At 66.4% G+C, this 21,123-nt stretch carries 21 protein-coding genes, 1 tRNA gene and 1 pseudogene; 6 read left to right on the top strand and 17 right to left on the bottom strand.

What is annotated here, in order from left to right; all coding sequences use genetic code 11:
• Positions 1-4 precede the first annotated feature (4 nt).
• Both K883_RS10535 and K883_RS10530 read right to left on the bottom strand, forming a co-directional pair.
• On the bottom strand, positions 5-1,189 hold the full coding sequence (locus K883_RS10535; protein WP_036454399.1) for a CaiB/BaiF CoA transferase family protein: 1,185 nt from the start codon (positions 1,187-1,189) through the stop codon (positions 5-7).
• Positions 1,182-2,546, bottom strand: coding sequence for an LLM class flavin-dependent oxidoreductase (locus tag K883_RS10530; RefSeq protein ID WP_014381651.1), 1,365 nt, complete (start codon positions 2,544-2,546; stop codon positions 1,182-1,184). Before K883_RS10530 ends, K883_RS10535 begins: the two co-directional genes overlap by 8 nt.
• A 67-nt stretch (positions 2,547-2,613) precedes the next feature.
• Here K883_RS10530 and K883_RS10525 point away from each other — a divergent pair, with 67 nt between their 5' ends.
• Positions 2,614-3,273 (top strand): GntR family transcriptional regulator, encoded by a 660-nt coding sequence (locus K883_RS10525; protein WP_008263165.1) that lies wholly within the window; start codon positions 2,614-2,616, stop codon positions 3,271-3,273.
• On the opposite strand, the gene K883_RS10520 is transcribed toward K883_RS10525, so the two are convergent.
• The 4 genes and pseudogenes from K883_RS10520 to K883_RS10505 form a co-directional block, all read right to left on the bottom strand.
• Positions 3,270-4,220 (bottom strand): LLM class flavin-dependent oxidoreductase, encoded by a 951-nt coding sequence (locus K883_RS10520; RefSeq protein WP_036454397.1) that lies wholly within the window; start codon positions 4,218-4,220, stop codon positions 3,270-3,272. The two genes, K883_RS10525 and K883_RS10520, sit on opposite strands and share 4 nt — an antisense overlap.
• A 1-nt stretch (position 4,221) precedes the next feature.
• A pseudogene (locus tag K883_RS10515) lies at positions 4,222-5,460 on the bottom strand (MBL fold metallo-hydrolase).
• 13 nt (positions 5,461-5,473) lie between these two features.
• Positions 5,474-6,745, bottom strand: a complete 1,272-nt coding sequence (locus K883_RS10510; protein ID WP_036454395.1) for a sulfotransferase family protein — start codon at positions 6,743-6,745, stop codon at positions 5,474-5,476.
• Between the two features lie 100 nt (positions 6,746-6,845).
• Positions 6,846-7,232, bottom strand: a complete 387-nt coding sequence (locus K883_RS10505) for a DUF2237 family protein (RefSeq protein ID WP_008263157.1) — start codon at positions 7,230-7,232, stop codon at positions 6,846-6,848.
• A 137-nt stretch (positions 7,233-7,369) separates the two neighbouring features.
• On the opposite strand from K883_RS10505, the gene K883_RS10500 reads away from it, so the two are divergent.
• The 4 genes from K883_RS10500 (at position 7,370) to K883_RS28205 (ending at position 10,873) form a co-directional block, all read left to right on the top strand.
• Entirely contained in the window at positions 7,370-7,855 is a 486-nt protein-coding gene (locus K883_RS10500) for an NINE protein (RefSeq protein ID WP_036454392.1), read from the top strand.
• A 257-nt stretch (positions 7,856-8,112) separates the two neighbouring features.
• The gene (locus tag K883_RS10495; RefSeq protein ID WP_009956722.1) at positions 8,113-9,246 is read left to right on the top strand and encodes a cellulase family glycosylhydrolase; all 1,134 of its coding nucleotides are present in this window, start codon (positions 8,113-8,115) and stop codon (positions 9,244-9,246) included.
• A gap of 138 nt (positions 9,247-9,384) precedes the next feature.
• Positions 9,385-10,578: a putative alpha/beta hydrolase gene (locus K883_RS26245; protein WP_020821378.1), complete on the top strand. Its 1,194-nt coding sequence runs from the start codon at positions 9,385-9,387 to the stop codon at positions 10,576-10,578.
• A gap of 34 nt (positions 10,579-10,612) precedes the next feature.
• Complete coding sequence (locus K883_RS28205) at positions 10,613-10,873, top strand: hypothetical protein (protein ID WP_236626371.1); 261 nt, start codon at positions 10,613-10,615, stop codon at positions 10,871-10,873.
• A gap of 682 nt (positions 10,874-11,555) precedes the next feature.
• Here K883_RS28205 and K883_RS10485 read toward each other — a convergent pair.
• The 6 genes from K883_RS10485 to K883_RS10460 form a co-directional block, all read right to left on the bottom strand.
• A complete protein-coding gene (locus K883_RS10485; RefSeq protein ID WP_020821377.1) occupies positions 11,556-12,761 on the bottom strand; it encodes a hypothetical protein in 1,206 nt (401 codons plus the stop codon).
• Between the two features lie 304 nt (positions 12,762-13,065).
• A complete protein-coding gene (locus K883_RS10480; RefSeq protein WP_179945091.1) occupies positions 13,066-13,539 on the bottom strand; it encodes a CAP domain-containing protein in 474 nt (157 codons plus the stop codon).
• Between the two features lie 131 nt (positions 13,540-13,670).
• Entirely contained in the window at positions 13,671-14,675 is a 1,005-nt protein-coding gene (locus K883_RS10475; RefSeq protein WP_020821375.1) for a glycoside hydrolase family 6 protein, read from the bottom strand.
• Between the two features lie 119 nt (positions 14,676-14,794).
• Positions 14,795-14,884: transfer RNA gene (locus tag K883_RS10470), tRNA-Ser, on the bottom strand.
• 29 nt (positions 14,885-14,913) lie between these two features.
• Complete coding sequence (locus K883_RS10465; RefSeq protein ID WP_020821374.1) at positions 14,914-15,372, bottom strand: nucleoside deaminase; 459 nt, start codon at positions 15,370-15,372, stop codon at positions 14,914-14,916.
• Between the two features lie 106 nt (positions 15,373-15,478).
• Positions 15,479-16,003, bottom strand: coding sequence for a tRNA adenosine deaminase-associated protein (locus K883_RS10460; RefSeq protein ID WP_026071065.1), 525 nt, complete (start codon positions 16,001-16,003; stop codon positions 15,479-15,481).
• 129 nt (positions 16,004-16,132) lie between these two features.
• Between K883_RS10460 and K883_RS10455 the strand changes: the two genes are divergently transcribed.
• Positions 16,133-17,077 carry a prephenate dehydrogenase gene (locus K883_RS10455; protein WP_081656305.1) on the top strand — a complete coding sequence of 315 codons (945 nt, stop codon included), beginning with the start codon at positions 16,133-16,135 and terminating at the stop codon, positions 17,075-17,077.
• On the opposite strand, the gene K883_RS10450 is transcribed toward K883_RS10455, so the two are convergent.
• Genes K883_RS10450 through K883_RS10430 form a run of 5 tightly spaced genes read right to left on the bottom strand, consistent with a single transcriptional unit; the run spans position 17,040 to position 21,082 of the window.
• Positions 17,040-17,639, bottom strand: coding sequence for a putative glycolipid-binding domain-containing protein (locus K883_RS10450; protein WP_036454391.1), 600 nt, complete (start codon positions 17,637-17,639; stop codon positions 17,040-17,042). The genes K883_RS10455 and K883_RS10450 overlap by 38 nt on opposite strands.
• Complete coding sequence (locus K883_RS10445) at positions 17,640-18,356, bottom strand: ABC transporter permease (RefSeq protein WP_020821371.1); 717 nt, start codon at positions 18,354-18,356, stop codon at positions 17,640-17,642.
• Positions 18,353-19,039, bottom strand: coding sequence for an ABC transporter permease (locus K883_RS10440; RefSeq protein WP_008263134.1), 687 nt, complete (start codon positions 19,037-19,039; stop codon positions 18,353-18,355). The genes K883_RS10445 and K883_RS10440 overlap by 4 nt, the downstream gene beginning before the upstream one ends.
• On the bottom strand, positions 19,039-20,133 hold the full coding sequence (locus K883_RS10435) for an ABC transporter ATP-binding protein (RefSeq protein ID WP_020821370.1): 1,095 nt from the start codon (positions 20,131-20,133) through the stop codon (positions 19,039-19,041). Before K883_RS10435 ends, K883_RS10440 begins: the two co-directional genes overlap by 1 nt.
• A gap of 1 nt (position 20,134) precedes the next feature.
• Entirely contained in the window at positions 20,135-21,082 is a 948-nt protein-coding gene (locus K883_RS10430; RefSeq protein WP_020821369.1) for an ABC transporter substrate-binding protein, read from the bottom strand.
• Positions 21,083-21,123: the final 41 nt, after the last annotated feature.

The raw sequence follows: 21,123 nt of genomic DNA, 5'->3' as shown, positions 1-21,123 counted from the left end.
TGTGTCACAACACGCCGCGGGCGCGCAGGTCGTCGATTTCGTCGTGGCTCATGCCGAGCAGCTCCCCGTATACCTCGGTGTTGTGCTCGCCGAGGCGCGGTCCCAGATGCCCGACCGTGCCGGGCGACGACGAGAAACGCGGCACGGGGGCCTGCACCGTCATGGGTCCAAGCTGTTGGTCGTCGACGGAGATGAACACCTCACGATGCGCCAACTGTTCGTCGGCCACCAGGTCGCTGATGTCATACACCGGCGCCGCGGCCACCTCGTGCGTCTCGAAGGCGGCCATCGCCTCCGAAAGTGTTTTAGTGGCAACCCAATCGGCGACCACGGCATCGACCTCGCGGGCCCGCGCCAGGCGTCGCTGGGGGTCGGAGAAGTCGGCGTCGTCGAGCAGATCGTGGCGGCCGATCGCCCGGAACACCCGCAGCGCCAACGCCGGCGAACTGCCGGACATGGCCAGCCACTTGCCGTCCGCGGTGCGATAGGTGTTGCGCGGCGCCGAAATGTCCCACCGGTTGCCGGCCCGCTCGGGCACCAGGCCCAACTGGTCATAGCCCAGCAGCGTCTGTTCCAGCAGCCGGGCCAGCGGGTCGATCAGGTTGACGTCGATCAGTTGTCCGGGCCCGCCATGCACGTCCCGGTGATACAGCGCCATCATCACCGCGTACGCGGCGTTCAGCGAAGCGACGCCGTCGGCCAACATGAACGGCGGCAACGTCGGCGGCCCACCGGCCTGACCCGTGATGTGCGCGAACCCGCTCATCGCCTCGCCCAGCGTGCCGAAGCCCGGGCGCTCGCTCTTCGGCCCGCTCAGCCCGTACCCGGTGATGTGCAGCATCACGATCCGCTCGTTGACCGCGCGCAGGCTCTCGTAGTCGAGGCCCCACTTCCGCAAGGTCTGAGGGCGGGTGTTGAAGATGGCGACATCGGCGTGCTCCACCAGGCGGCGCACCAGCTCCTGCCCTTCGGCGCACCGCATGTCAAGCGTGATCGACCGCTTGTTGCGCGCGATCGACTTCCACATCAGGCCGACACCGTCGCGCTGGTTGCCCCAGCCGCGGATCGGGTCGCCGTGGCGCGGTTCTTCGACCTTGATCACGTCGGCGCCGAACTCCCCGAGATAGGTGGCCACCAACGGCGCGGCGGCCAACGTGGCGAGGTCGAGCACCCGCAGCCCGTCAAGCATGGGCACCGGCGGCCACCCGGCTGTTCGACGGACGCTGCAGCCCGAGATGGCCGCGCAGAGTGGAGGATTCGTATTCCGTGCGGAACAGGCCGCGGCGCTGCAGCTCTGGCACCACCATGCGCACGACGTCCTCGAATGCGCCGGGCAGATGCGTTGCGGCCAAGACGAATCCGTCACACGCGCCGCTTTCGAACCAGTCCGCCATCTGATCGGCGACCTGTTCGCCGGTGCCGACGAAGCGCGGCCCCTGCAGCAGGGTGGCGCGATGGTTGGCGAGGTCGCGCAAGGTGACCGTGTCCCCGCCGATATGGGTGCGCAGGTTCTGCACCAGGCCGCGGATTCCGGAGACCGAGGCGAGCAGTTCGTCGGTCACCGGGTCGTCGAGATCGTGTTGCGCGAAGTCATAGTTCATCAGCTCGGACAGCAGCGTCAGCGACGCCATCGGATGTACTAGATCGTTGAGGAACATCGCCTCGCGATCCTTGGCATGGGCCTCGGATTCGCCCACCACCGCGTAGGCCATGGGGCAGATGCGCACGGCGGCCGGATCGCGGCCCGCGTCGGCGATGCGGTCCTTTTGATCGGCGTAGTGGCTGCGCGCCACCTCGATGCCCGGGTCGCCGGTGAAGATCAATTCGGCCCACCGAGAAGCGAATTCGCGGCCCCGGCCCGACGAACCGGCCTGGATGATGACCGGACGGCCCTGCGGGGTCCGCGGCACCGTCAACGGTCCACGGGCGGAGAAGAACTGGCCGACGTGTCCCAGCTCGTGCACCTTGCTGGGGTCGGCGAACTGCCCGGAGGCCCGGTCGTGCAGGACGGCTTCGTCCTCCCAGGTGTCCCACAGGCCGGTCACCACGTCCATGAATTCGTCGGCGCGGTCGTACCGTTCGTCGTGACCGAGGTGGGCGTCGACGCCGAAGTTTTGCGCCTCGCTGTCGTTGACGGAGGTGACCACGTTCCACGCCGCGCGGCCGCCCGACAGGTGGTCGAGCGAGGCGAACGTGCGCGCCACGTGGAACGGCTGGTAGTAGGTGGTCGAGTAGGTGGCGCCCAGCCCAATCTTGGACGTGGCTTGTGCCAGCACCCCGAGGATCACACTGAGGTCCAGCTTGACCGGGCGGGCGCCGTAATGCACGGCCTCGCCCACCGATCCGCCGTAGACGCCGGGCATGGCCAGGCGGTCGTCGAAGAACATCAGGTCGAAGCAACCCTCTTCGAGCTGGCGGCCGATCTTCGCGTAGTAGGACGCGTCCAGGTACCGGTGTTCGGTCGCGGGGTGCCGCCACGAGCCCGCGTAGACCGAGGTGCTGCCGGCCTGCATGAAGGCCACGAGGGCCATTTTGTCGGTGCGCATGCTTGAAACGTAACATCTGATATTTCAGATATCAAATGCTAGATCTGTCGTTTGGTATTGTGCCCAGGTGGCTTCGACCTCAGGGATCGACATCTCCGGGACGGTCCGAGAGCGCGCCGCCCGCGAGCTTCGCGACCGCATTCTGACCGGCGTGCTGCCGGCCGGCTCCCGGGTCGATCTCGACGCCATCACCGAGGAATTCGCGACCAGCCGCACGCCGGTGCGCGAGGCGTTGCTGGAGCTGTCGTTCGAGGGCCTGGTTCAGGTCGCCCCGCGCAGCGGGGTGACGGTGGTCGGCATCAGCCCGGGCGACGTCCTGGACAGCTTCACGATTCTCGGCGTGCTGACCGGGCAGGCCGCGGCGTGGGCCGCCGAGCGGATCGAACCCGCCGAACTCGCCACCCTCCGGGAACTCGCGGCCGACGTGGTCGCGCGATCCGGTGACGACTCCATCGGAGAGGCCAACTGGCATTTCCATCAGATGATCCATCGCGCGGCGCACTCCCCTCGCCTGCTGAACCAGATCAAGCAGGTCGCGCGCGTGGTGCCGAGCAACTTCCTCACCCTGTTCCCCGAGCACGAAAAGCATTCGCTCGACGAACATCAACAGCTCCTCGATGCGCTGGGCGACAAGGACGCCGAACGCGCCCGTGCGATCGCCGAACGGCACGTCTTGGATGCCGGCCGCTCGCTGGCCGACTGGCTCGAGCAGCGCCGCGACGTCTAGCCCGCCAGCGCGGGCAGCACCTTGTCGGTGAGCAATTGCACCGACTTCCACGCTTCGTCGACCGGCATGCCACCGACCAGGGGGTGCATGACGAGCGGCCCGTAGTTCTCGGCCTCGCGCACCTCCGCGATCAGCTGATCTGGAGTCAGGAAGCGGTATCGCCCCGATGCCCTGACCTGATCCAGGGTCTGCACACCCGGAAGGTGCATGAGCGAGCGTTGATCGGTGGACCATCCGCCGTAAGTGACTGCCTCCCAGAGGATGTGATCGCCCAGTTCCGCCCACGCCCGCTCGGGGTCCTCGTGCAGGTAGATCATTCCGCGGTTGATCGGTCCCGGCATGAGAATGAACGGCGCCATGCCGGCCTCGGCGCACAGCTCGCGGTAGTACGCGGCGATCTCGGGCAGGTGATCGGCCAGGCTGAGCGGCAGCCGGAACCGGGCGGCGCGCCGCGCCGTGGCGCGCGCGCCGCCGCCGACGTACAGCGGTGGATGCGGCCGGGTCCACGTGCCAATGTCGGACCACACCGCCAGCATCCGCTCGAGCAGGCCGTCCATCAGCGCGCCACGTCGCGTGAAATCGGCCCCCAGCGCGTCGTATTCGACCGTGCGGTATCCCAGGCCCACCGTGGTGTGCAGCCGGCCGCGGCTCATGTTGTCGACGAGCGCGATGTCTTCGGCAAGGCGGACGGGGTTCCACAGCGGGCCCAACGCGCAATCGACGCTGGCGATCAGTGTCGAGGTGCGGGCCAAGAACATCGCCGCGGCCATGATCGGGTTGCAGCTCCACCCGTGCCCGGTCGCGTGATGCTCGTCGACACTGATCGACGTGATGCCGTGCGACTCACCCCACTGCGCCAGTTCGAGCGCGGCGGACAGCAGTTCGCCCTGCACGCGCGGATCCCCCTGCGGCGAGGCGAAATTGAAGCGCAGGACCGTCAGCAACATGCTATGAGTTCCTCGCAATCTGGTTGTGCAGCCACGCGCTTTCCCAGAAGTTCGTGCTGCTTGCGAGAAGCTTTTCATGCGCCTGCCGGAGCACATCGCGGGCCCCCGAATGCTCGGCGGGCACGAGCTGGGCGAGGTGGATGGCGTGCAGCGCCCGATCGGCGGCCAGGTGCGCCCGGGCGCGATCCAGGAGCGCATCGGCGCCGGCCAACTCGACCACGTCGGCCGCGACGGCGTCGAATCCGACGGGGTACAGCTCGGTGGTCGACTCGTGGTGGAACCAGCCCGAGTAGTTCTCCCAGACGGCCCGCACGTCCCAGGCGACCTTCCCATAGCCCTGGCCCACTTCGTATTCCGCGGGCAACGTGATCTCGCGCATCAGGGTGCGGACATCCTTTCCGGCATTCATTCCGGCGATCGTCTGATCGTGGATGTACTGGATGGCGTTGCGCAGCCGGGTCAGCTCGGCGTTGATGCGCTCGGCCCCCGCGACGGGCGCGAAGTGACCCGTCACGAGCAGCTCGGGGTGCAGGTCGCGGACCCGTTCCACCGAGGCAATGGCCGTCAACGCGTCCCGGTAGCGGTCGCCCCGCATGGTGACGAGGTTGGGGATGTGCCCGAACAGGGGGCCGAAGGTGTTTCCGCACAGGCAGATTCGCTCCTCGGGGAGCCAGACCACCAGCGAGTCGGTGGTCTCCCCACCGGGCACCGAGATCAGTTCCATCCGCCGGCCGCCGAGCTCCAGCGTCAGCGTGTCCTCGAAGTCGAGGTCCACGACGGGCACGCTCTGGCCCGCCAGCTGCGCGGTCCCCAGGCGCCGTTGGATGGCTTGGATGCCGTCGGCCAGCGTGTCTTTGAACGCGAACGCGCTGCGGCTGGCGCGGTAGGGGATCAATCGTTCGTTGTCGTCTCGCCACGCCGTCCAGTTCGCTTGCGCGACAACGGTCGTGTCGGGGTCGCGCACGCTGTCCAGGCCGCCGACATGATCGACGTGGCCCTAGGTGAAGATGATGTAGCGCACCGGCGAGGAGTCCACGGCGTCGAAGTTGGCGCGATGCACCGGCCCCTCGAAACCCATGCCGGTGTTGACGATCACCCGCCCCTGCGCGGTGGTGAGCAGGTACGAGTTGGACAGCCCGGGCGAGCACCACAATCCCGGGGCGATCTTATCCGCCTTCTCCGCGGACGCCGGGCGCATCGCGTCGGCGCCGGGCCTGCCGCGATAGACGGGTTCGGTCATCGCTGCTGACTCCTTATTCGGGTCGGACGTCGAACTTGTCGAAATAGAAGCCGAAACGGCCCCGGAGATCGTCGGCGGAGACGCCGAAGTGCCGTTGCAGTTCGTAATGGATGCGGCCGTGCTTGCCGCGTGGATTGCCGTCCAGGTAGCGCTGGAAACCGTCGCGCACCTGCCGCGGCAATTCGACACCGCCGCAGTGATACAGCCGCTCGAGCACCGGCATCTCGTTGCCACCCAGCTGGTGGAAGTTGACGTCGATGCTGCGTTCGGTGTCCACCAGGTCGCGGTCGCGCACGCATGCGCTCAGCAGACGATGCACGCGATCGCTCCAATACTCCAGCAGCCACTGCGGATCAATGCTGTTGCGGCGCAGCCGATCCGAGTAGGCCATCATCGTGATCGCCGATTGGATCACCGCGACGGGGTCGCGGTGCGTGAAAGCCACCGTCGCGTCGGGGAACGTCGCCATCAAGGGGCCGAGCTGCTCGCAGTGCTGCGGACTCTTGAGGACCCACGTGCGCGGACCCCGCAGAAAGGTCAGCGCCTGCAGCACCTTGCGAAGGTAGGCGTAGTGGCGGGTTTGGTCCAGGCTCAGGTAGTAGTCCCGCCAATCCGGCACCCGCGCATGCCATTCCAGGACATAGGAGGCCAGATCGAGGTCGAGGAGTTCCACCTCCTCCTCGATCGCCTCGGGGAAGCGGTCATGCATGGCGGCCACCGCGGGCGCGCTGGCCATCAGCGCCTCGTGTTCTGCTTTGGCTCGCGCGTAGCGGGGGTCCACGCCGAAGACGTCGGGGCCCTGCCCACGGGCGGGGATGGGATCCTGGCTCTCCCAGTACGGCAGCGCGCGCCTGCGCGGGTCGGCGGCAATGAGATTCACCAGGTGCGTGGTGCCCGACCGCGGCATCCCGACCACGATGAAAGGCCGCTCGATCGGGATGGATTCGATCTCAGGGTACCGCGTGATCAGCTCGGTGAGCGACAACCGGTTACGCAGCAGGCGGACGATCCGCTGCCGCAGCGAACCGCGGGTGAGCTGGCGCAGGCCCTCGTCGGCTTCGATCGCCGCGACGTGCGCGCGCAGCCGGTCAGCGAAGCCGTCGGCGTCGTCAAGATCGGCGGCCGCGGTCGCCAGGCCGGTCTGTTCGACGGCCTCCGCGAGCATCCGGTCGATGTCGAGGTCGACGCGCTTGGACTCGGTGAACTCCAGGATCTGGCGCTGGACGTCGGTCAGCCGGGGCGCGGTCAGGTCGTCGAAGTCGATGTCGTCAACCGCAGAACCCACCGCAACCCCTCTTCGACGCGTCAGGTGAGAAAGATGACACCGAGGCTAGACGCGGCGCGATTCCGTGGTTCACCCACCATCCCGGCCAGCGGTCACCCGGCTACAGGTTGGCCAGATCGTCGGGCACGTCGATCTTGTGCGCCTGCAGCGCCTCCAGGGGGACCACCTCGAGGGTGCTCTCGTGCGTGGATGCCAGCACCACCGGCGCCGCACACCCGTCGTGGTGTGCCCGCAGCCAATTCAGCGCGGTCACGCACCAGCGGTCGCCGGGCAGCAGACCGGGAAACCGATACTCGGGAACCGGCGTCAACAGGTCGTTGCCAATGGAGCGCTGGTGCTCCAGGAACTCGGCGGTCATCACCGCGCAAATGGTGTGCCGTCCAAGGTCCTGAGGCCCGGTTGAGCAACAGCCGTCGCGGTAGAAACCGGTCAGCGGGTCTGTGCCGCACGGTTCCAGCGGACCGCCCAGCACATTTCGATCAGGCACCCGTCCAGTATCGCTCTCGCGGTGGTGAAGTTTGAAGCAATTTGCCGACTGCGCCCAAAGGATTTTCCGCGCCGGCGCCTTGGAGCCCACGGAGGCCCTTGTGGACGGCCGGACAGCGGGCGTGTTAACTCGAATCGATGTCGACGCCGCCCAACCTGCCCGGAAATCCCGCCGATGAACCACCGTGGGGATGGCAGCCGCCCGGTTACGGTCCGCAGCCGAATCCGCAGGGCCCGCCTCCGCCACCGCCGGGGTATCCGTCGCCGCAGGGTTACCCCGGGTACCCGGGCTATCCGGGCTATGGCGGGTACCCGGGCTACGTCGACCCGCAGGCGCCGTTCGGCCGTGATCCCGTTACCGGGCTGCCCGTGTCGGATAAGTCCGCCACCACCGCCGGCTTGCTTCAGCTCTTCCTCGGCCTGTTCGGTGTCGGCCGCTTTTACATCGACTCGACTCAGATCGCCGTGGCCCAGCTGTGCGTGGGGCTGTTCGGAATTGTCTTCAGCCTGTTCTGTTTTCTGGGATTCCCGGTCCTGCTCGGCGGGATCATCTGGGCGATCGTCGACGCGATCCTGATCATCACCGGCAGCGTCAAAGACAACCACGGCCGCAAGCTGCGCTAGGCCCTCCATATAAGAGGGCTATCGGGTTCGGTTGGCCTGCAACGGTTTTGGCGCACAGTCGGGGACATTTTAACCCGGCCGGCATGCACGGCGGCCCGGGGCGCGCCGGAGTCGATGGTTACGGATTGGTCACGATGGCGGGTGGGTGCCGACTTTCGGCGACCCCGATTACGGTGCAGGAACAATTGTTATCTCAAGCTCTCGCGACGCGCTGAGCAAATCCCAGGGAAATCGCCCCGGAAACTTATCGTCACATCGTGGAACGACGAACGGCCCTGAAACTCCCTCTGCTGTTGGCGGCGGGCGCCGCAGTTACCCGGGTACCCAGGGCCTCCGCGGAGGAAGCGGGCCGGTGGTCCCCCGATCGCGCCAACCGGTGGTATCAGGCGCAGGGCTGGCTCGTCGGAGCAAACTACATTCCCGCGAGCGCCATCAATCAGTTCGAGATGTTTCAGGCCGATACCTTCGACCCGCGGCGCATCGACACCGAGCTCGGCTGGGCTCAGTTCTATGGCCACAACACCGCGCGGGTCTTCCTCCACGATCAGCTGTGGGCCGCCGACCAGCGCGGGTTCCAAACGCGCCTAGGGCAATTCGTCGACATCGCGGCCCGTCATCACATCAAACCGCTGTTTGTCTTCTTCGACTCCTGCTGGGATCCGCAACCCCGCGCGGGTCGACAGCGCGCGCCGCGCCCCGGTGTGCACAACTCGGGCTGGGCGCAGAGCCCGGGTGCCGAGCGCCTCGGCGACCCCCGCTACGTCCCGGTGATGCGCGACTACGTCACCGCGGTGATGACCCAATTCCGTAACGACAACCGGGTTTTGGGCTGGGATCTCTGGAATGAACCGGACAACCCGGCGCGCCAATACCGCAACACCGAAAGAAGCGATAAGGAGCAACTCGTCGCCGACCTGCTCCCCCAGGTGTTTCGGTGGGCGCGCGCGGTGGATCCGAGCCAGCCGCTCACGAGTGGGGTGTGGCGGGGCGACTGGGGACAACCCCAGGGCCGCAGCGCGATCAGCGACATCCAGCTCGCCAACTCCGACGTGGTCACCTTCCATTCCTACGCTGAGGCCGCCGGGTTCGAGTCGCGCATCAACGAGCTGACGCCGATGGGCCGACCGATCCTGTGCACGGAATACATGGCCCGGCCCCGGGGCAGCACCGTGCAGAGCATCCTGCCCGTCGCCAAGCGCCACAACGTCGGCGCGATCAACTGGGGCCTGGTTGCCGGAAAGACCCAGACCTACTTCCCCTGGGAAACGTGGGATCACCCGGCCACGACGGTTCCGAAAGTGTGGTTCCACGACTTGATCCGGCCCGAGGGACGTCCGTTCCAAGACATCGAGGTTTTGACCGTCCGGAAGCTGGCCGGAAGCCAGGCCTGACAAGCAGAGGCGGGCCAACGGGCCCGGCCTGGGCTTTGACCATTCAACGATCGCCGTCGCGCTGCCAGTAGTAGCGTTTATGCCAGCTCAGAAGGGGGCGGCGATGATCGTCGGTGTTGGCCATCTGCCCACGACGCCATGACGCTGGCGAACCTGAGCGAAGCGGAACTGATCGCGTCGGCCGGCGGCGATCCGTGGGCGATCAACCAGAGCTTGCAGGCGGGTAGCCCGTTTCAGATCGACCGATTGGCGCAAGCGTTTCATAACGCGGGCCGGTGTACCGCTGCGGCCAGCGAGGAGTTTGCGCAAGCACGGAAACGCTTCGAGGCGGCTTGGACCCACGAGGAAGGTCCCCACCCGATCAACGAGTCCGAAGAGGTGCAGCAGGTAACCAAAGCGCTGGGCTACCAGTCCGAGAAGTTGCCAAAGATTGGTCTTGATTTGGAAAACGTCGCGACGGCCCTGGCCGCGGCGCAAAGGGCGGGCGCCGACGAAATCGCCGCGTTGGATCGCCAGCTACATGTGCTCGACGTATTGATCGGCGCGGCAAAGAAGGATTTGACGCTCGCCCTTCCCGCTAACGAACGCGAGAAACTGGAGAAACTGATCAACGACGCTCACGCCGATGCCGTGGACGATGTTCGAGATGCTCTCAAGCAGATGCTGATGATCCGCGGCTTGTATACCGACGTCCTAGACACCTCGCGGGGCACGTTGGCGGGAGACGGATACGACCCTTCCCTCATCTGGGGTGTTGACGGACACCAACCTCAAAGGCCCCCTCCGCACGGCGCGGGACCGAGCATTGATGGCCCTGCCACGCCACCCAAGATGGAGGGTCAAAACACCGGGGATCAGGACGACTTAGATGTGTCAATTCCCGGGACGGGCATCGCTCTAGGTGGGGACGGCAAACATGGGTTTCCGCATATCCATGTGCCCGGTGTGTACGACGGCAAGAATCCGTTGCCGGTGCCCCCGGATAGTCGGCCGCTACCGACTGGTACCGCAATCGGGCCGAACGGCGAGCAATATGCATTCTATGCCATTGTGCCGTACCACAACCCAGACGGCAGTCCCAACAAGAGCTATACATCTCCCGATACGGTTGTTGTGGATTTGCGCCACCCGGAGACGCCTCTGTTCACCCTGCAGGGTGTCTCGCAAGCTAGCGGGGCGTATGACCCCAAGTCCGGACGGATGGTAATTCTCGGCAACACGCAGAATGGACAACGCGCTCTGGCAATCCGCCCCCCTCAACCAGAATTCTGCATGGGGCAATACCTTGCAGCAGCAGGGAACGTTCTCCGGCGCGATGAACGGGAACCGTGAAAGTCAGATTGTCGCTCTGCCCAAAGGGGGCTTCATGGCAGTCGGGGCCGGTGAGACTCCCAATCACCAGACCTTACCGATTCAGGCGGTCACTGCTAGTACTCCGCAAGGATTGTTGACCGCCACACCGACAGCGCTTGTAAATCCGAGGGATTTGCCGCAAGTTTACGGGCCGACAATCACCGGCATACAAGAGATCAACGGCAAGGAAGTGATTTCGATGCGGGTCAGCACTTATGGTGACGGCCACTACGATCCGCGCACCTACACAACGACGTTTACAGTCACCCCCTGATTTGAGGAGCATTCGAATGCGCGCCATAGCAAGTGCGACCAAGCGGTTGGCGGCTGTAACGACAGCCGTACTGTCCATGTCGTGTACATCGGCGCCGCAACACGCCGTCGCACAACCGCCCGGCTTCCCCGATCTCGGCAGCTTCACGCCTGTCCCAGTCGAGGCTTACATCGAACCGCCTGAGAAAGGCCCGTCGTTCGCGTACTTTTCGACTCCTTACAACATTGCGTGCTTCTTCGAGGCAAGCGAGGTTATACCGGCGTGGGCCGGACAAGGGATTACTTGCAATGGCGAGATTCCGGGAATGGACCAGGGATCGTGCGTTGTCGGCAGAGCAGCGGCGGCCGGTATGGGGCCGGCTTACGGGTTGAGCCGGACGAGCGAAGCGTGTGGCGCGCAATTCTCACACGGGAAGCTTTTAAATGTCGGGCAGAAGGTGACCGCCCTAAATGCGACATGCGCAGTGGGGTCAGACCACCTCGTCGCATGCTTGGACACCACACGCGGCCAGCACGGATTTGTGCTGAAACCCTCTGGCAGCGTGGCTTTTTGAGCACAACCGGACGCGTCGAATCGCCCCGGAGTCTTGTAGACGCGGGCTTCGATTCTGCGGAGATTTCCATGCAACGTCACCGATCTACGCTGGATGATTGAAAACTATTGTCATCCAACGAATGCGGGGCTATGCGCCCTTAATTCGCCGTATGGTCTCGGCCAGAAGCTCATCGAGAGTACTTAGCGGCAGCGGCGGTGTATCCTCTTTGAATAGCCAGCCCCCGTCGCTTGCGCTAGCGATAACGACCAGTCCCTTTAGCTGTGCGACCCTCATCGCCTCGACGCCTTCACCGCAGACGCTATGACCGCGGACCTCGACCTCGCGCATCCACCGATGTGTGAACCGCACCGCGTCCTCGCCCTCGGCTACAGCCGAATCCGCTTGCAAGAATTGCTGATTCTTTCGGTCTCCGCACACTGCGGGTCTTTCCGCCAAATGCGAACTGCAATCGGCGATCTCGTGCCGCAGATCGCCAAGGAAATCATCACCGCCGTGCGCGCGGCTGATCATCAGTCTGGGTCGCGGTGGCTTTCCCGGCTTATCCCACCGCGATTGGTCAAAGTTTTGCCAGCTGGCGAGGGGATCGTAGCGTGGGGTCCAGGCATGGTCACCTGACGGGCAGAGCGACCAGAACTGACCGCCCGGCTCCGCGCCGAGCGGCCGCTTGTCACCGGTCGCTGTGTCGATGCCCACGTCTATCGACAGCGCCGGAAGCAGTGACGAAATCTGGGCTTGGCTCCAACCGATGAGCGTAGGCGGCAGGGTAGAGCGTGGCCGTGGTCGGCCCACCGCACCGATCAACTGAGACAGGAGCTGGTTCCTTGATGCCGCGGACGGATCGTTGGTGCTGTACCACACCTGCACGATCACCTTGTTGGACAGCATTGTCGCCGCCGTGTCGATGACAGCGGGCCACTGGTAGTCGACGTCGCCCGCTTGGTACCTGCTCAGCGACGCGGCGGACTCGGCGACCAGCCAGCCGTGGATGTCGTTGTCACTCATCGATTGAGCAAAGCCCCACATCGGGCAGCGATGCGCCCAAACGCCCATAGCCCTTGTCACGTCATAGCCGTTGTGGCCGACGGTGAACCGGACCCGGACGTACTCGCCGCCATTCGCGGGGAAGCGATTGCTCAGCGGCTTCCCATCGGTGTCCTTTGCGGGCTGGTACTCGACATCGAGTTCCGGACTGTCGCTGGCTCCGAGTCTCGGCAGATGCTGGCACTCTTTGGGTGCGGCCTCCCGTGCGGCCGAGGGTGACACCGAGCTGAAATCCGAATCGGACTCGTACACAGCGACTCCGCCGAAGAGGTTCTCCTCGAGGTCGGCCAACCCGGGGACGCACCGGGCCAATTGATCCGGTTCACATACACCCAGTTCAGCAGGCGCAGCCGTAAGCGTTGCTGGAGTCGCGCGCTGCGTCTGGGTTGTGCATGCGCCACTGGTTACAACAAGCCCCGCTGCAACGCCGAGCGCCACCATTGCGCGGGCTAAGCCGCCCCGGGCCGACACCACGCATTCGCCTCGTCGTGGAACGTTCAAGCGCACAATCCGAATGTGTCGACTCAGGGACGCCACGCGACTACCGGTGCAGTAGGCCCCGACGGCGATCCGAAACATTCTGACCCAAAAGGGTTTACGACGCCGCGAAGTCACCGACGACGGTCATTTTGTTGCCGTTCCGTGCGGTGGCGAAGCCGCCTGCGTTGAATGCGCAATTCAGGATGATCGCCCGGTGCGGGGGACTTTGCATCCACATGTCCAGGGCCTCACGGGGATTCGCGGCGGATCCGGTGCCCCAGAAGACGATTTCACCCGTGGAGCGGCTCCGATAGCCCGCCTGCGCGATCCGCGCCTGCGGCGACGAGCCGTCCGAGCCGATGTGTCCGCTGACCCCGCTGCGCAGCATGTCGTCGGCATGTCGCTGGGCGGCTTCCGTCAGACGCGGGTCGTCGCTGATCGGTCCGCATCCCTGGCGAAGCTGGTTGACGCCGCTGTACACCGCGCTCCCCGCATCGTCGGCGTGCGCAACGAACCCGTCTGCACCGGAAACAGTAATGAAGGCAGTGCAGATCGAGAAGATTGCGTAGAACGCAACTTTCCTCGTCATGTTTGCCTCGTACCGCATACTGGCTTTATCTGTTTCAGGTAACAAAATGTTACCCACTTGCAACCATCGACGGTCGCGAATAACAGATCCGTTCGACAGCCGCCGACGGCGAGGCTAAGCCAAAGGCCCTGCTAGTGGCCGGTGTTGTGGGCCAGATCGATGGCGTACTGATTCACGAAGTGACCCGCCGGCGGATCACCCTTGCCGCACGTCCCGTCGGATTCGCCGGGACGTTTGATCCACAGGTAGGCGTCGGCGTGCGCACCCGCGGTCGAGGCGGTGGGCGGGGTGCCCAACGCTCGGCCGCTGGGGTTGCACCAGTTGAGCTCGGAATCGGGGGCCGGTCCGGCACCGTTGCGCGACGTGTCGATCACGTAGTGCGAACCATTGGTGAGTCCCGAAATCGCTTCGCCGTAACCGATTTCGTCCTCGGTGGTGAAGAAGTTCGCGGTGTTGACGCTGAAGCCCCGCGCGTGGCCGATGCCGGCCTGATTCAGCCTGGCGGCCATGTCCTCGGCACTGTGCCAACGCAGGTGACCCGCGTCGATGTACACGGCTGCGTTCGGATCCTTCGTCAGCGTGTCGACGGCGTAATGAACCAGATCGAACCGTTCTTGGCGCTGATCACCCGAGAGGCAGTCGGCCATGGCGAGCGCATCGGGTTCGACGATGATCGCCACCCGCGAGGTGCCCACTCCGCCGGCGATGCCGTCGATCCAGCTCCGGTAGTCGGCGCCCGACCCCATGCCGCCCGCTGCGAAGCTGCCGCAGTCGCGATGGGGGATTCCATAGATCGCCAGCACCGGGATGGCGCCGGCGGCGGCCGCGTCGCCGACGTACTTCCCGACCGTTGCTGCGGAACCGCCCGGGACGATCCAGTATGCCTGCGGCGTATTGGCGATCGCGGTCAACTCGGCACTCGGCGGATCGGCGCTCTGGGCGGCGCGCATGGCCGCCGACGTGGGGTTGACGTAGAACGGCGCCCCGTCCAGTGGGTTGCCATCGGAGGCCAAACGCACCGTCGGGGCGGGACGGACCGGCACCGGGTCGCAGACAAGACCGATGCCGGCGACGGCCGTGATCGTCAGGAAGGGAGTGATCCATCGTGCGACTGCACGAGCAGCTGAGAACGTCACCTCAGGAAAATTAGTGGGTCGAACCATCGAGCGCCAACGAGGGTGGCGAGCGATCGGCGCGCGCACGATCGGTGCATCGTGAGAGCACGATCTACCTGCGACGGGGCGCCGGTAGTTTTTGGCGGTGGCGGAGGGATTTGAACCCTCGGACGGTTTTAGCCGTCACACGCTTTCGAGGCGTGCTCCTTAGGCCGCTCGGACACGCCACCGCCGAGCAGCTTACCGAACGGCACGCCTCTCACCCCAATCGCTGGCGGGCGAAGAACGCCTCCAGCGGCGCCGCGCACTCCTGTGCCAGCACACCGCCGCGCACTTCCGGCCGGTGATTGAGCCGCCGGTCACGGACCACGTCCCACAGCGATCCGACCGCTCCCGTCTTGGGTTCCCAGGCGCCGAACACCAGCCGGCCGATGCGCGCCAGCACCAGCGCACCCGCGCACATGGTGCACGGTTCGACGGTGACGGCCAGCGTGGCGCCCTCGAGCCGCCACCCGTCGCCGAGCACCTCGGCGGCCGCGCGCAGCGCGAGGATCTCGGCGTGGGCCGTCGGGTCGCCCAGGGCCTCGCGGGCATTCACGGCGCGGGCCAGCTCGGTGCCGTCGGCACTGATCACGACCGCGCCGATGGGCACATCGCGGGGACCCGCCGTCGCGGCGACCGACAGCGCGGAGCGGATCAGCTGTTCGTCAGGAATCACCGACCGATCCTGATGGCGGCGACCCGCTGCGCCAGGCTCCATCAGTGGTGGCGACCCGCTGCGCCCGGCTCCGCCGCGCTTGCGATCGCCACGGCCGCGCTTGCGATCACCGACCGAGGCGGTCGATCACCGCCGACAGCTGATCGGCGAAGCCCATCTCTCGGGCGATGCGGCCCAGCTGCTCGTCGGCATACAGGTCGGTCTCGTCGAGGATGACCCCCAAGACCGCCTCGGGCAGCCCGATGTCGGACAGCAGCCCCAGGTCACCCTCTTCGAAGGGATCGGAATCCTCGAGGTCGTCGGGATCGATGTCGGCGTCGAGCTTGTCGAGCACTTCCGCGGCGATGTCGTAGTCCAGCGCTGCGGTGGCGTCCGAGAGCAGCAGCCGCGTCCCCGACGGCGCGGGCCGCACGATGACGAAGAATTCGTCGTCGACGTCGAGCAGGCCGAAGACAGCCCCGGCGCTGCGCAATTCACGCAGCTCCGTCTCGGCGGCCGCCAGGCTCGTCAGCGACTTGCGGGCCATTGGAGCACAGCGCCACTGTCCCTCTTCACGCACGACCGCGACGCCGAAGCCGTCCGGCACATCTGCGGACAGGCCCTGGGCGGAGGCCCGTTGTTGTGCTCCCATGGCCGCTTACGGTAGTCCCTGACCAGGCCCCTGACCAGATGGAGCCTGGTAGCGGCGACATCTGACAGCGACCTATCCGAACTGATGTGCCAACCTTGAAATGTGGCAAGCCCTCCTTCTAAGACACCGGTGTGTGTGCTCGGGCTGGGGCTGATCGGTGGCTCGATCATGCGGGCCGCCACGGCGGCGGGCCGTGAAGTCTTCGGCTATAACCGCTCCGTGGAGGGCGCGCAGGCCGCGGCCGCCGACGGCTTTGACGCCTTCACGGAGCTCACCGAGACCCTGACCCGCGCCGCCGGCTCCGGCGCGTTGATCGTGCTCGCGGTACCGATGCCGGCGATGGCGGGCATGCTCGCGCACATCAAGGACACGGCCCCGGCGTGCCCGTTGACCGACGTCACCAGCGTCAAAAAGGCGGTGCTCGACGAGGTCGTCGCGGCGGGTCTGCAGGAACGCTTCGTCGGGGGCCACCCCATGGCGGGCACCGCGCATTCGGGCTGGACCGCCGGCTACGCCGGGTTGTTCGCCGGGGCGCCGTGGGTGGTCAGCGTCGACGATCATGTCGACCCGACGGTCTGGTCGATGGTGATGACGTTGGCGCTGGACTGCGGCGCGGTGGTGGTGCCCGCCAGATCCGATGAACACGACGCCGCCGCGGCCGCCATCTCGCATCTGCCCCACCTGCTCGCCGAGGCGCTGGCGGTCGTCGCCGGGGACGTCCCGTTGGCGTTCGCGCTGGCCGCCGGGTCATTCCGAGACGGGACCCGGGTGGCGGCCAGCGCCCCGGATCTGGTGCGGGCGATGTGCGAGGGCAACTGCGACCAGCTGGTGCCCACGGTCGACCGCGTCATCGAACTGCTGAGTCGCGCCCGCGATTCGCTGGCCCACCACAACTCGGTCGCCGACCTCATCGAAGCGGGCCACGCCGCGCGAACGCGTTACGACAGCTTCCCGCGCAGCGACATCTTCCACGTCGTCGTCGGCGCGGAGAACTGGCGCCAGGAACTGGCCGCCGCGGGCCGCGCGGGCGGGGTGATCAGATCCGCTCTGCCAAGCCTGGATAGTCGACGATGAATCCTTCGCCGTCGACGCTCACCGTGGTGTCGGCGATCGGCGTGTGCACCTTGATCTCGCCGCGACTGCCCGCGCTGCTGTAGCTCACCGTGTCCGCGATGATGGACATCTCGGGCACGTTGACGTAGACGACGGGCAGCGTGACCGACGCCGCCTGCTCGTGCAGGCCGAGCCGCCGGATCGGCAGCGCGTTGAAGAAGGGGCTGAACTCCACGTCCACGTCCAGGGCGCCGTTGTAGGCTGCGCGGTGCTCGCCCTGATGGTCGGTGACCAACCACATGTTCTCTTCGTCGCGCGCGAAGGAGAAGACGCGTTCGCGCTCGGCCAGGGTGACGGTCATCCCGAGCCGCTTGGTGGCGCCGGTTTCATCGGTCAACAGGTCGTAGTAGGCGCCGAACGCCGGATTGGCCTCGGTGGCGGCCGCGACGATGCGGCCGTTGGCCTTGATTCTCTTGCCGGACACCTGGAGTCGTACCGATTCCATCCGGGAGACGTCCTGTGCGCGCCAGGTGAGCATCGCCTGCCACACGCGGCGAGACGGGTCGGAGGGGGCTGCGTTCACTCATCTACCGTAAGACGTCCCCGCGAACCGCTGCGGAAGTGTCCGGTAAGTGCGTCGCAGGCGCCCGGTGCCCGGCACCGACGCCCACACCAGCAACGCCAGCAGTCCGTCGAGCACCAGCGCCAATGCGGCCACCATCAGCGCCCCGACCAGGGCCAGGTGAAACTCGCGTTCCTTGATCCCGTCGATCAGGTACCGCCCCAAACCGCCGAGGCTGGCATACGCGGCCACCGTTGCGGTGGCGACCACCTGCAGCGTCGCGTTGCGCAGCCCACCGAGCATCAACGGCAGCGCATTGGGCACCTCGACGCGCAGCAGCACCTGGGCCTCGGTCATGCCCATCGCCCGGGCGGCGTCGATGACCGTCGGGTCGACATTGGCGATCCCCGCGTACGTGCCGGCCAGCAGCGCGGGCACACCCAGCAGCATCAGGGCCACCAGCGACGGTCCCAGGCCCAACCCGAACAGCAGCGTCCCGAACAGCAGCACGCCCAGCGTCGGCAGGGAGCGCAGCCCGTTGACGGCGCCCACCACGAACAGGGTGCCGCGGCCGGTGTGCCCGATGACGAGCCCGACGGGAACGGCGATCAGCGCCGAGGCGCCCACCGCGATGGCGGTGTATTCGAGGTGCTCGAGGATGCGGGCCGCGAGTCCGACCGGCCCGGTCCAGTTGTCGACGGTCAACACGTACGAGATAGCCCGATCGACGAAGTTCATCGCGCGCCACCCACAACGGGCGCGACGACCGAGCGGCGGCCGGCGGTATCTACGGCGCGGACCCAGGGTGTGGCCAGCCGGCCGGCGCACACGATGAGCACATCGATGACGACCGCCAGCGCGAACAGCGCGATGATGCCGGCCAGGATCTGATCGCTCTTGTCGGTTTGATACCCCTGCGTGAACCAGCTGCCCAGCCCGCCGATCCCGATGACCGAGCCGACCGAGACCATCGCGATGTTGGTCACCACCACTACCCGCAGGCCGGCGATGAGGACCGGAACCGCAAGCGGGAGATCGACTTTCACGATCCGCGTGATGGGCGGGTAGCCGACCGCGACGGCGGCGTCGCGGGTCTGGGCGGGGACCGCGTCCAGCGCCTCGAGCACCGCGCGCACCAGCAGCGCGGCGGTGTAGGCGGTCAGCGCGACGATCACGTTCGCCTCGTCGAGGATGCGCGTTCCGATGATCATCGGCAACACCACGAACAGCGCCAGCGACGGGATGGTGAACACGACGCTGGCGGCAGCGGTCGTGAGCGTGCGGGCGATCCGCGTGCGCTGCACGGCCAGGCCCAGCGGCAGCGCGATCGCCAACCCGATCACCACCGGCACCAACGACAGCCGCAGGTGCACGATCGTCAGCCACCAGGCGTCGTCGAGATGGGTGAGCAGATAGTGCATTATCGTTTCTCCCGTTGGGATTCCACCGCGGCCAGCACGTCGGCGGCCAGCACCCCGCCGATCACCTTGCCGCCGTCGTCGACGGCGATGCCGACCCCCGACGGCGACGACAGCGCGGCGTCGAGCGCCTGGCTCAGATTGCCCCGCGGCCGAAACAGCGATCCCGCCCCGCTCATGCAGTCCGACAACGGTGCGCCGTCGCGGTGCCGCCGCGCGCCTTCGGCGTCGATCCAGCCCAGCGGCGCTCCCCCGCCGTCGACCACCACCGCCCAGCCGTCGGAAAGCCCCGTCCCGGAAAGCGTCTCGGGCGTGATCCGCGTGACGTCGTGCAGCGGCAGTCCGGCCGCGTCGAGCCGTTGCAGCCAGCGATAGCCGCGGCCCAGACCGATGAATCTCGACACGAAGTCGTTCGCGGGTCGCGACAGCAGCCGAGCCGGTTCCTCGTACTGCTGTAATGATCCGCCCTTGAATACCGCCACCCGTTCGCCGAGCCGCAGCGCCTCGTCGATGTCGTGCGTGACGAAAACGATCGTCTTGTGCAGATCGCTTTGCAGGCGCAGTATTTCGTTCTGCAGCTCGTGACGGACCACCGGGTCGACGGCGGAGAACGGCTCGTCCATGAGCAGGATCGGCGGGTCGGCGGCCAAGGCGCGGGCCACGCCCACCCGTTGCTGTTCACCACCCGAGAGCTGCGCGGGATAGCGGCGGGCGAGCTTGACGTCCAGCCCGACCCGCTCGAGCACCTCGTAGCCGGCCTTGCGGGCGGCGCGGCGGGACTGCCCCCGCAACACCGGAACCGTTGCCACGTTGTCGATCACCCGCTGGTGGGGCATCAGGCCCGCGTGCTGGATGACGTAGCCGATCCCGAGCCGCAGTTTCACCGGGTCTCGGGTGGCGACGTCGACGCCGTCGATCGCGATGGTGCCCGACGTCGGTTCGATCATCCGGTTGATCATGCGCAGGGCCGTCGTCTTGCCGCTGCCGGAGGACCCGACGAACACGGTCAGCTTTCCACTGGGCACCTCCAGGTTGAGGCGGTCCACCGCGGTGGTCCCGTCGCCGAAGACCTTGCTGACCTCATCGAAGGTGATCACGTCATCCGCCGATCGGGTGGTTGAAGCCGTTGTCCCGTATCCAGTTTCGGGCCGCCTCGTCGGGATCGATACCCGAGTTTCCCGACACCGCAGCGTTGAGCCCGGCAACCCCGGAGGTCGTCAGCTTCGCCGACACCGCGTCCAGTACATCTTTGAGCAGGCGGGAGTTCTTTTGCGAATTGACCAGCGGCACAATGTTTCCCGCCACGAAATTGTGCTCCGGGTCGTCGAGCACCACCAGGTGGCCCTGCGGTATGGCCGGTGAGGTGGTGAAAACGTTGGCGGCGTTCACCCTTCCGTCGAGCAAGGCGCGCACGGTGACCGCGCCGCCGCCGTCGTCGATGGCGACAAAGTTGCCCGGCCGGATGTCGAGCCCGTATTTCTGTCGCAGGCCGGGCAGCCCGGCCGGCCTGGTCGCGAACGCCGACGGCGCCCCGAAGCGCACCTCGGCCGAATGCGCGGCCAAGTCGGCGATGGTCTTCAGGTTCCACGCGTTCGCCGTTTGACTGGTCACGGTGACGGTGTCGGTGTCGGTCGCGGGCGCGGGCGTCAGGATCGAAAAATCGCCCGGGAGGCGGCGGCGGAGCTCCAGCTCGACGACATCGAGAGTGGTCGCCTCCGAGTCCGGTGCGAAATACAGCAGCAGATTTCCGATGTATTCGGGCACCAGATCGATGGAATGGTCCTTGAGCGCAGGGATATACGTCTCCCGGCTGCCGATCCCCATCCGCCTTCCGATGTCAAACCCGTTGGCTTGCAGGGCTTGTGCGTAGATCTCGGCGATGATCTGTGATTCCGGAAAGTCCCCGGAACCGACAACGATGGACGAGGGATTTTTGACCTGCGCCCCCAGCGGGTCGGAATTGCTGCAGGCCGCGACAACGCACATCGCCGTCAGCAGCGCTGCCGCGCGCACGATCACGCCGTGCGGGCGCGGCGCTAGCGTCATACCGCCGACCCTAACGCCCCAACCGGGCGCACGCTGGCCTG

It is taken from the genome of Mycobacterium sp. TKK-01-0059 (genome assembly GCF_000709305.1).
GTDB lineage: Bacteria > Actinomycetota > Actinomycetes > Mycobacteriales > Mycobacteriaceae > Mycobacterium > Mycobacterium intracellulare.
Note: the sequence above shows the minus strand (reverse complement) of the source record. Positions and strands in the feature narration are given on the sequence as shown.

Excerpts from the sequence above, each read along its gene's own strand:
- K883_RS10440 (WP_008263134.1), bottom strand. The coding sequence starts at position 19,039 with ATGCACTATCTGCTCACCCATCTCGACGACGCCTGGTGGCTGACGATC.
- K883_RS10445 (WP_020821371.1), bottom strand. The coding sequence starts at position 18,356 with ATGAACTTCGTCGATCGGGCTATCTCGTACGTGTTGACCGTCGACAAC.
- K883_RS10460 (WP_026071065.1), bottom strand. The coding sequence starts at position 16,003 with ATGGGAGCACAACAACGGGCCTCCGCCCAGGGCCTGTCCGCAGATGTG.
- K883_RS10480 (WP_179945091.1), bottom strand. The coding sequence starts at position 13,539 with ATGACGAGGAAAGTTGCGTTCTACGCAATCTTCTCGATCTGCACTGCC.
- K883_RS10535 (WP_036454399.1), bottom strand. The coding sequence starts at position 1,189 with ATGCTTGACGGGCTGCGGGTGCTCGACCTCGCCACGTTGGCCGCCGCG.
- K883_RS26245 (WP_020821378.1), top strand. The coding sequence starts at position 9,385 with ATGACGCTGGCGAACCTGAGCGAAGCGGAACTGATCGCGTCGGCCGGC.
- K883_RS10530 (WP_014381651.1), bottom strand. The coding sequence starts at position 2,546 with ATGCGCACCGACAAAATGGCCCTCGTGGCCTTCATGCAGGCCGGCAGC.
- K883_RS10500 (WP_036454392.1), top strand. The coding sequence starts at position 7,370 with ATGTCGACGCCGCCCAACCTGCCCGGAAATCCCGCCGATGAACCACCG.
- K883_RS10430 (WP_020821369.1), bottom strand. The coding sequence starts at position 21,082 with ATGACGCTAGCGCCGCGCCCGCACGGCGTGATCGTGCGCGCGGCAGCG.
- K883_RS10520 (WP_036454397.1), bottom strand. The coding sequence starts at position 4,220 with ATGTTGCTGACGGTCCTGCGCTTCAATTTCGCCTCGCCGCAGGGGGAT.
- K883_RS28205 (WP_236626371.1), top strand. The coding sequence starts at position 10,613 with ATGGCAGTCGGGGCCGGTGAGACTCCCAATCACCAGACCTTACCGATT.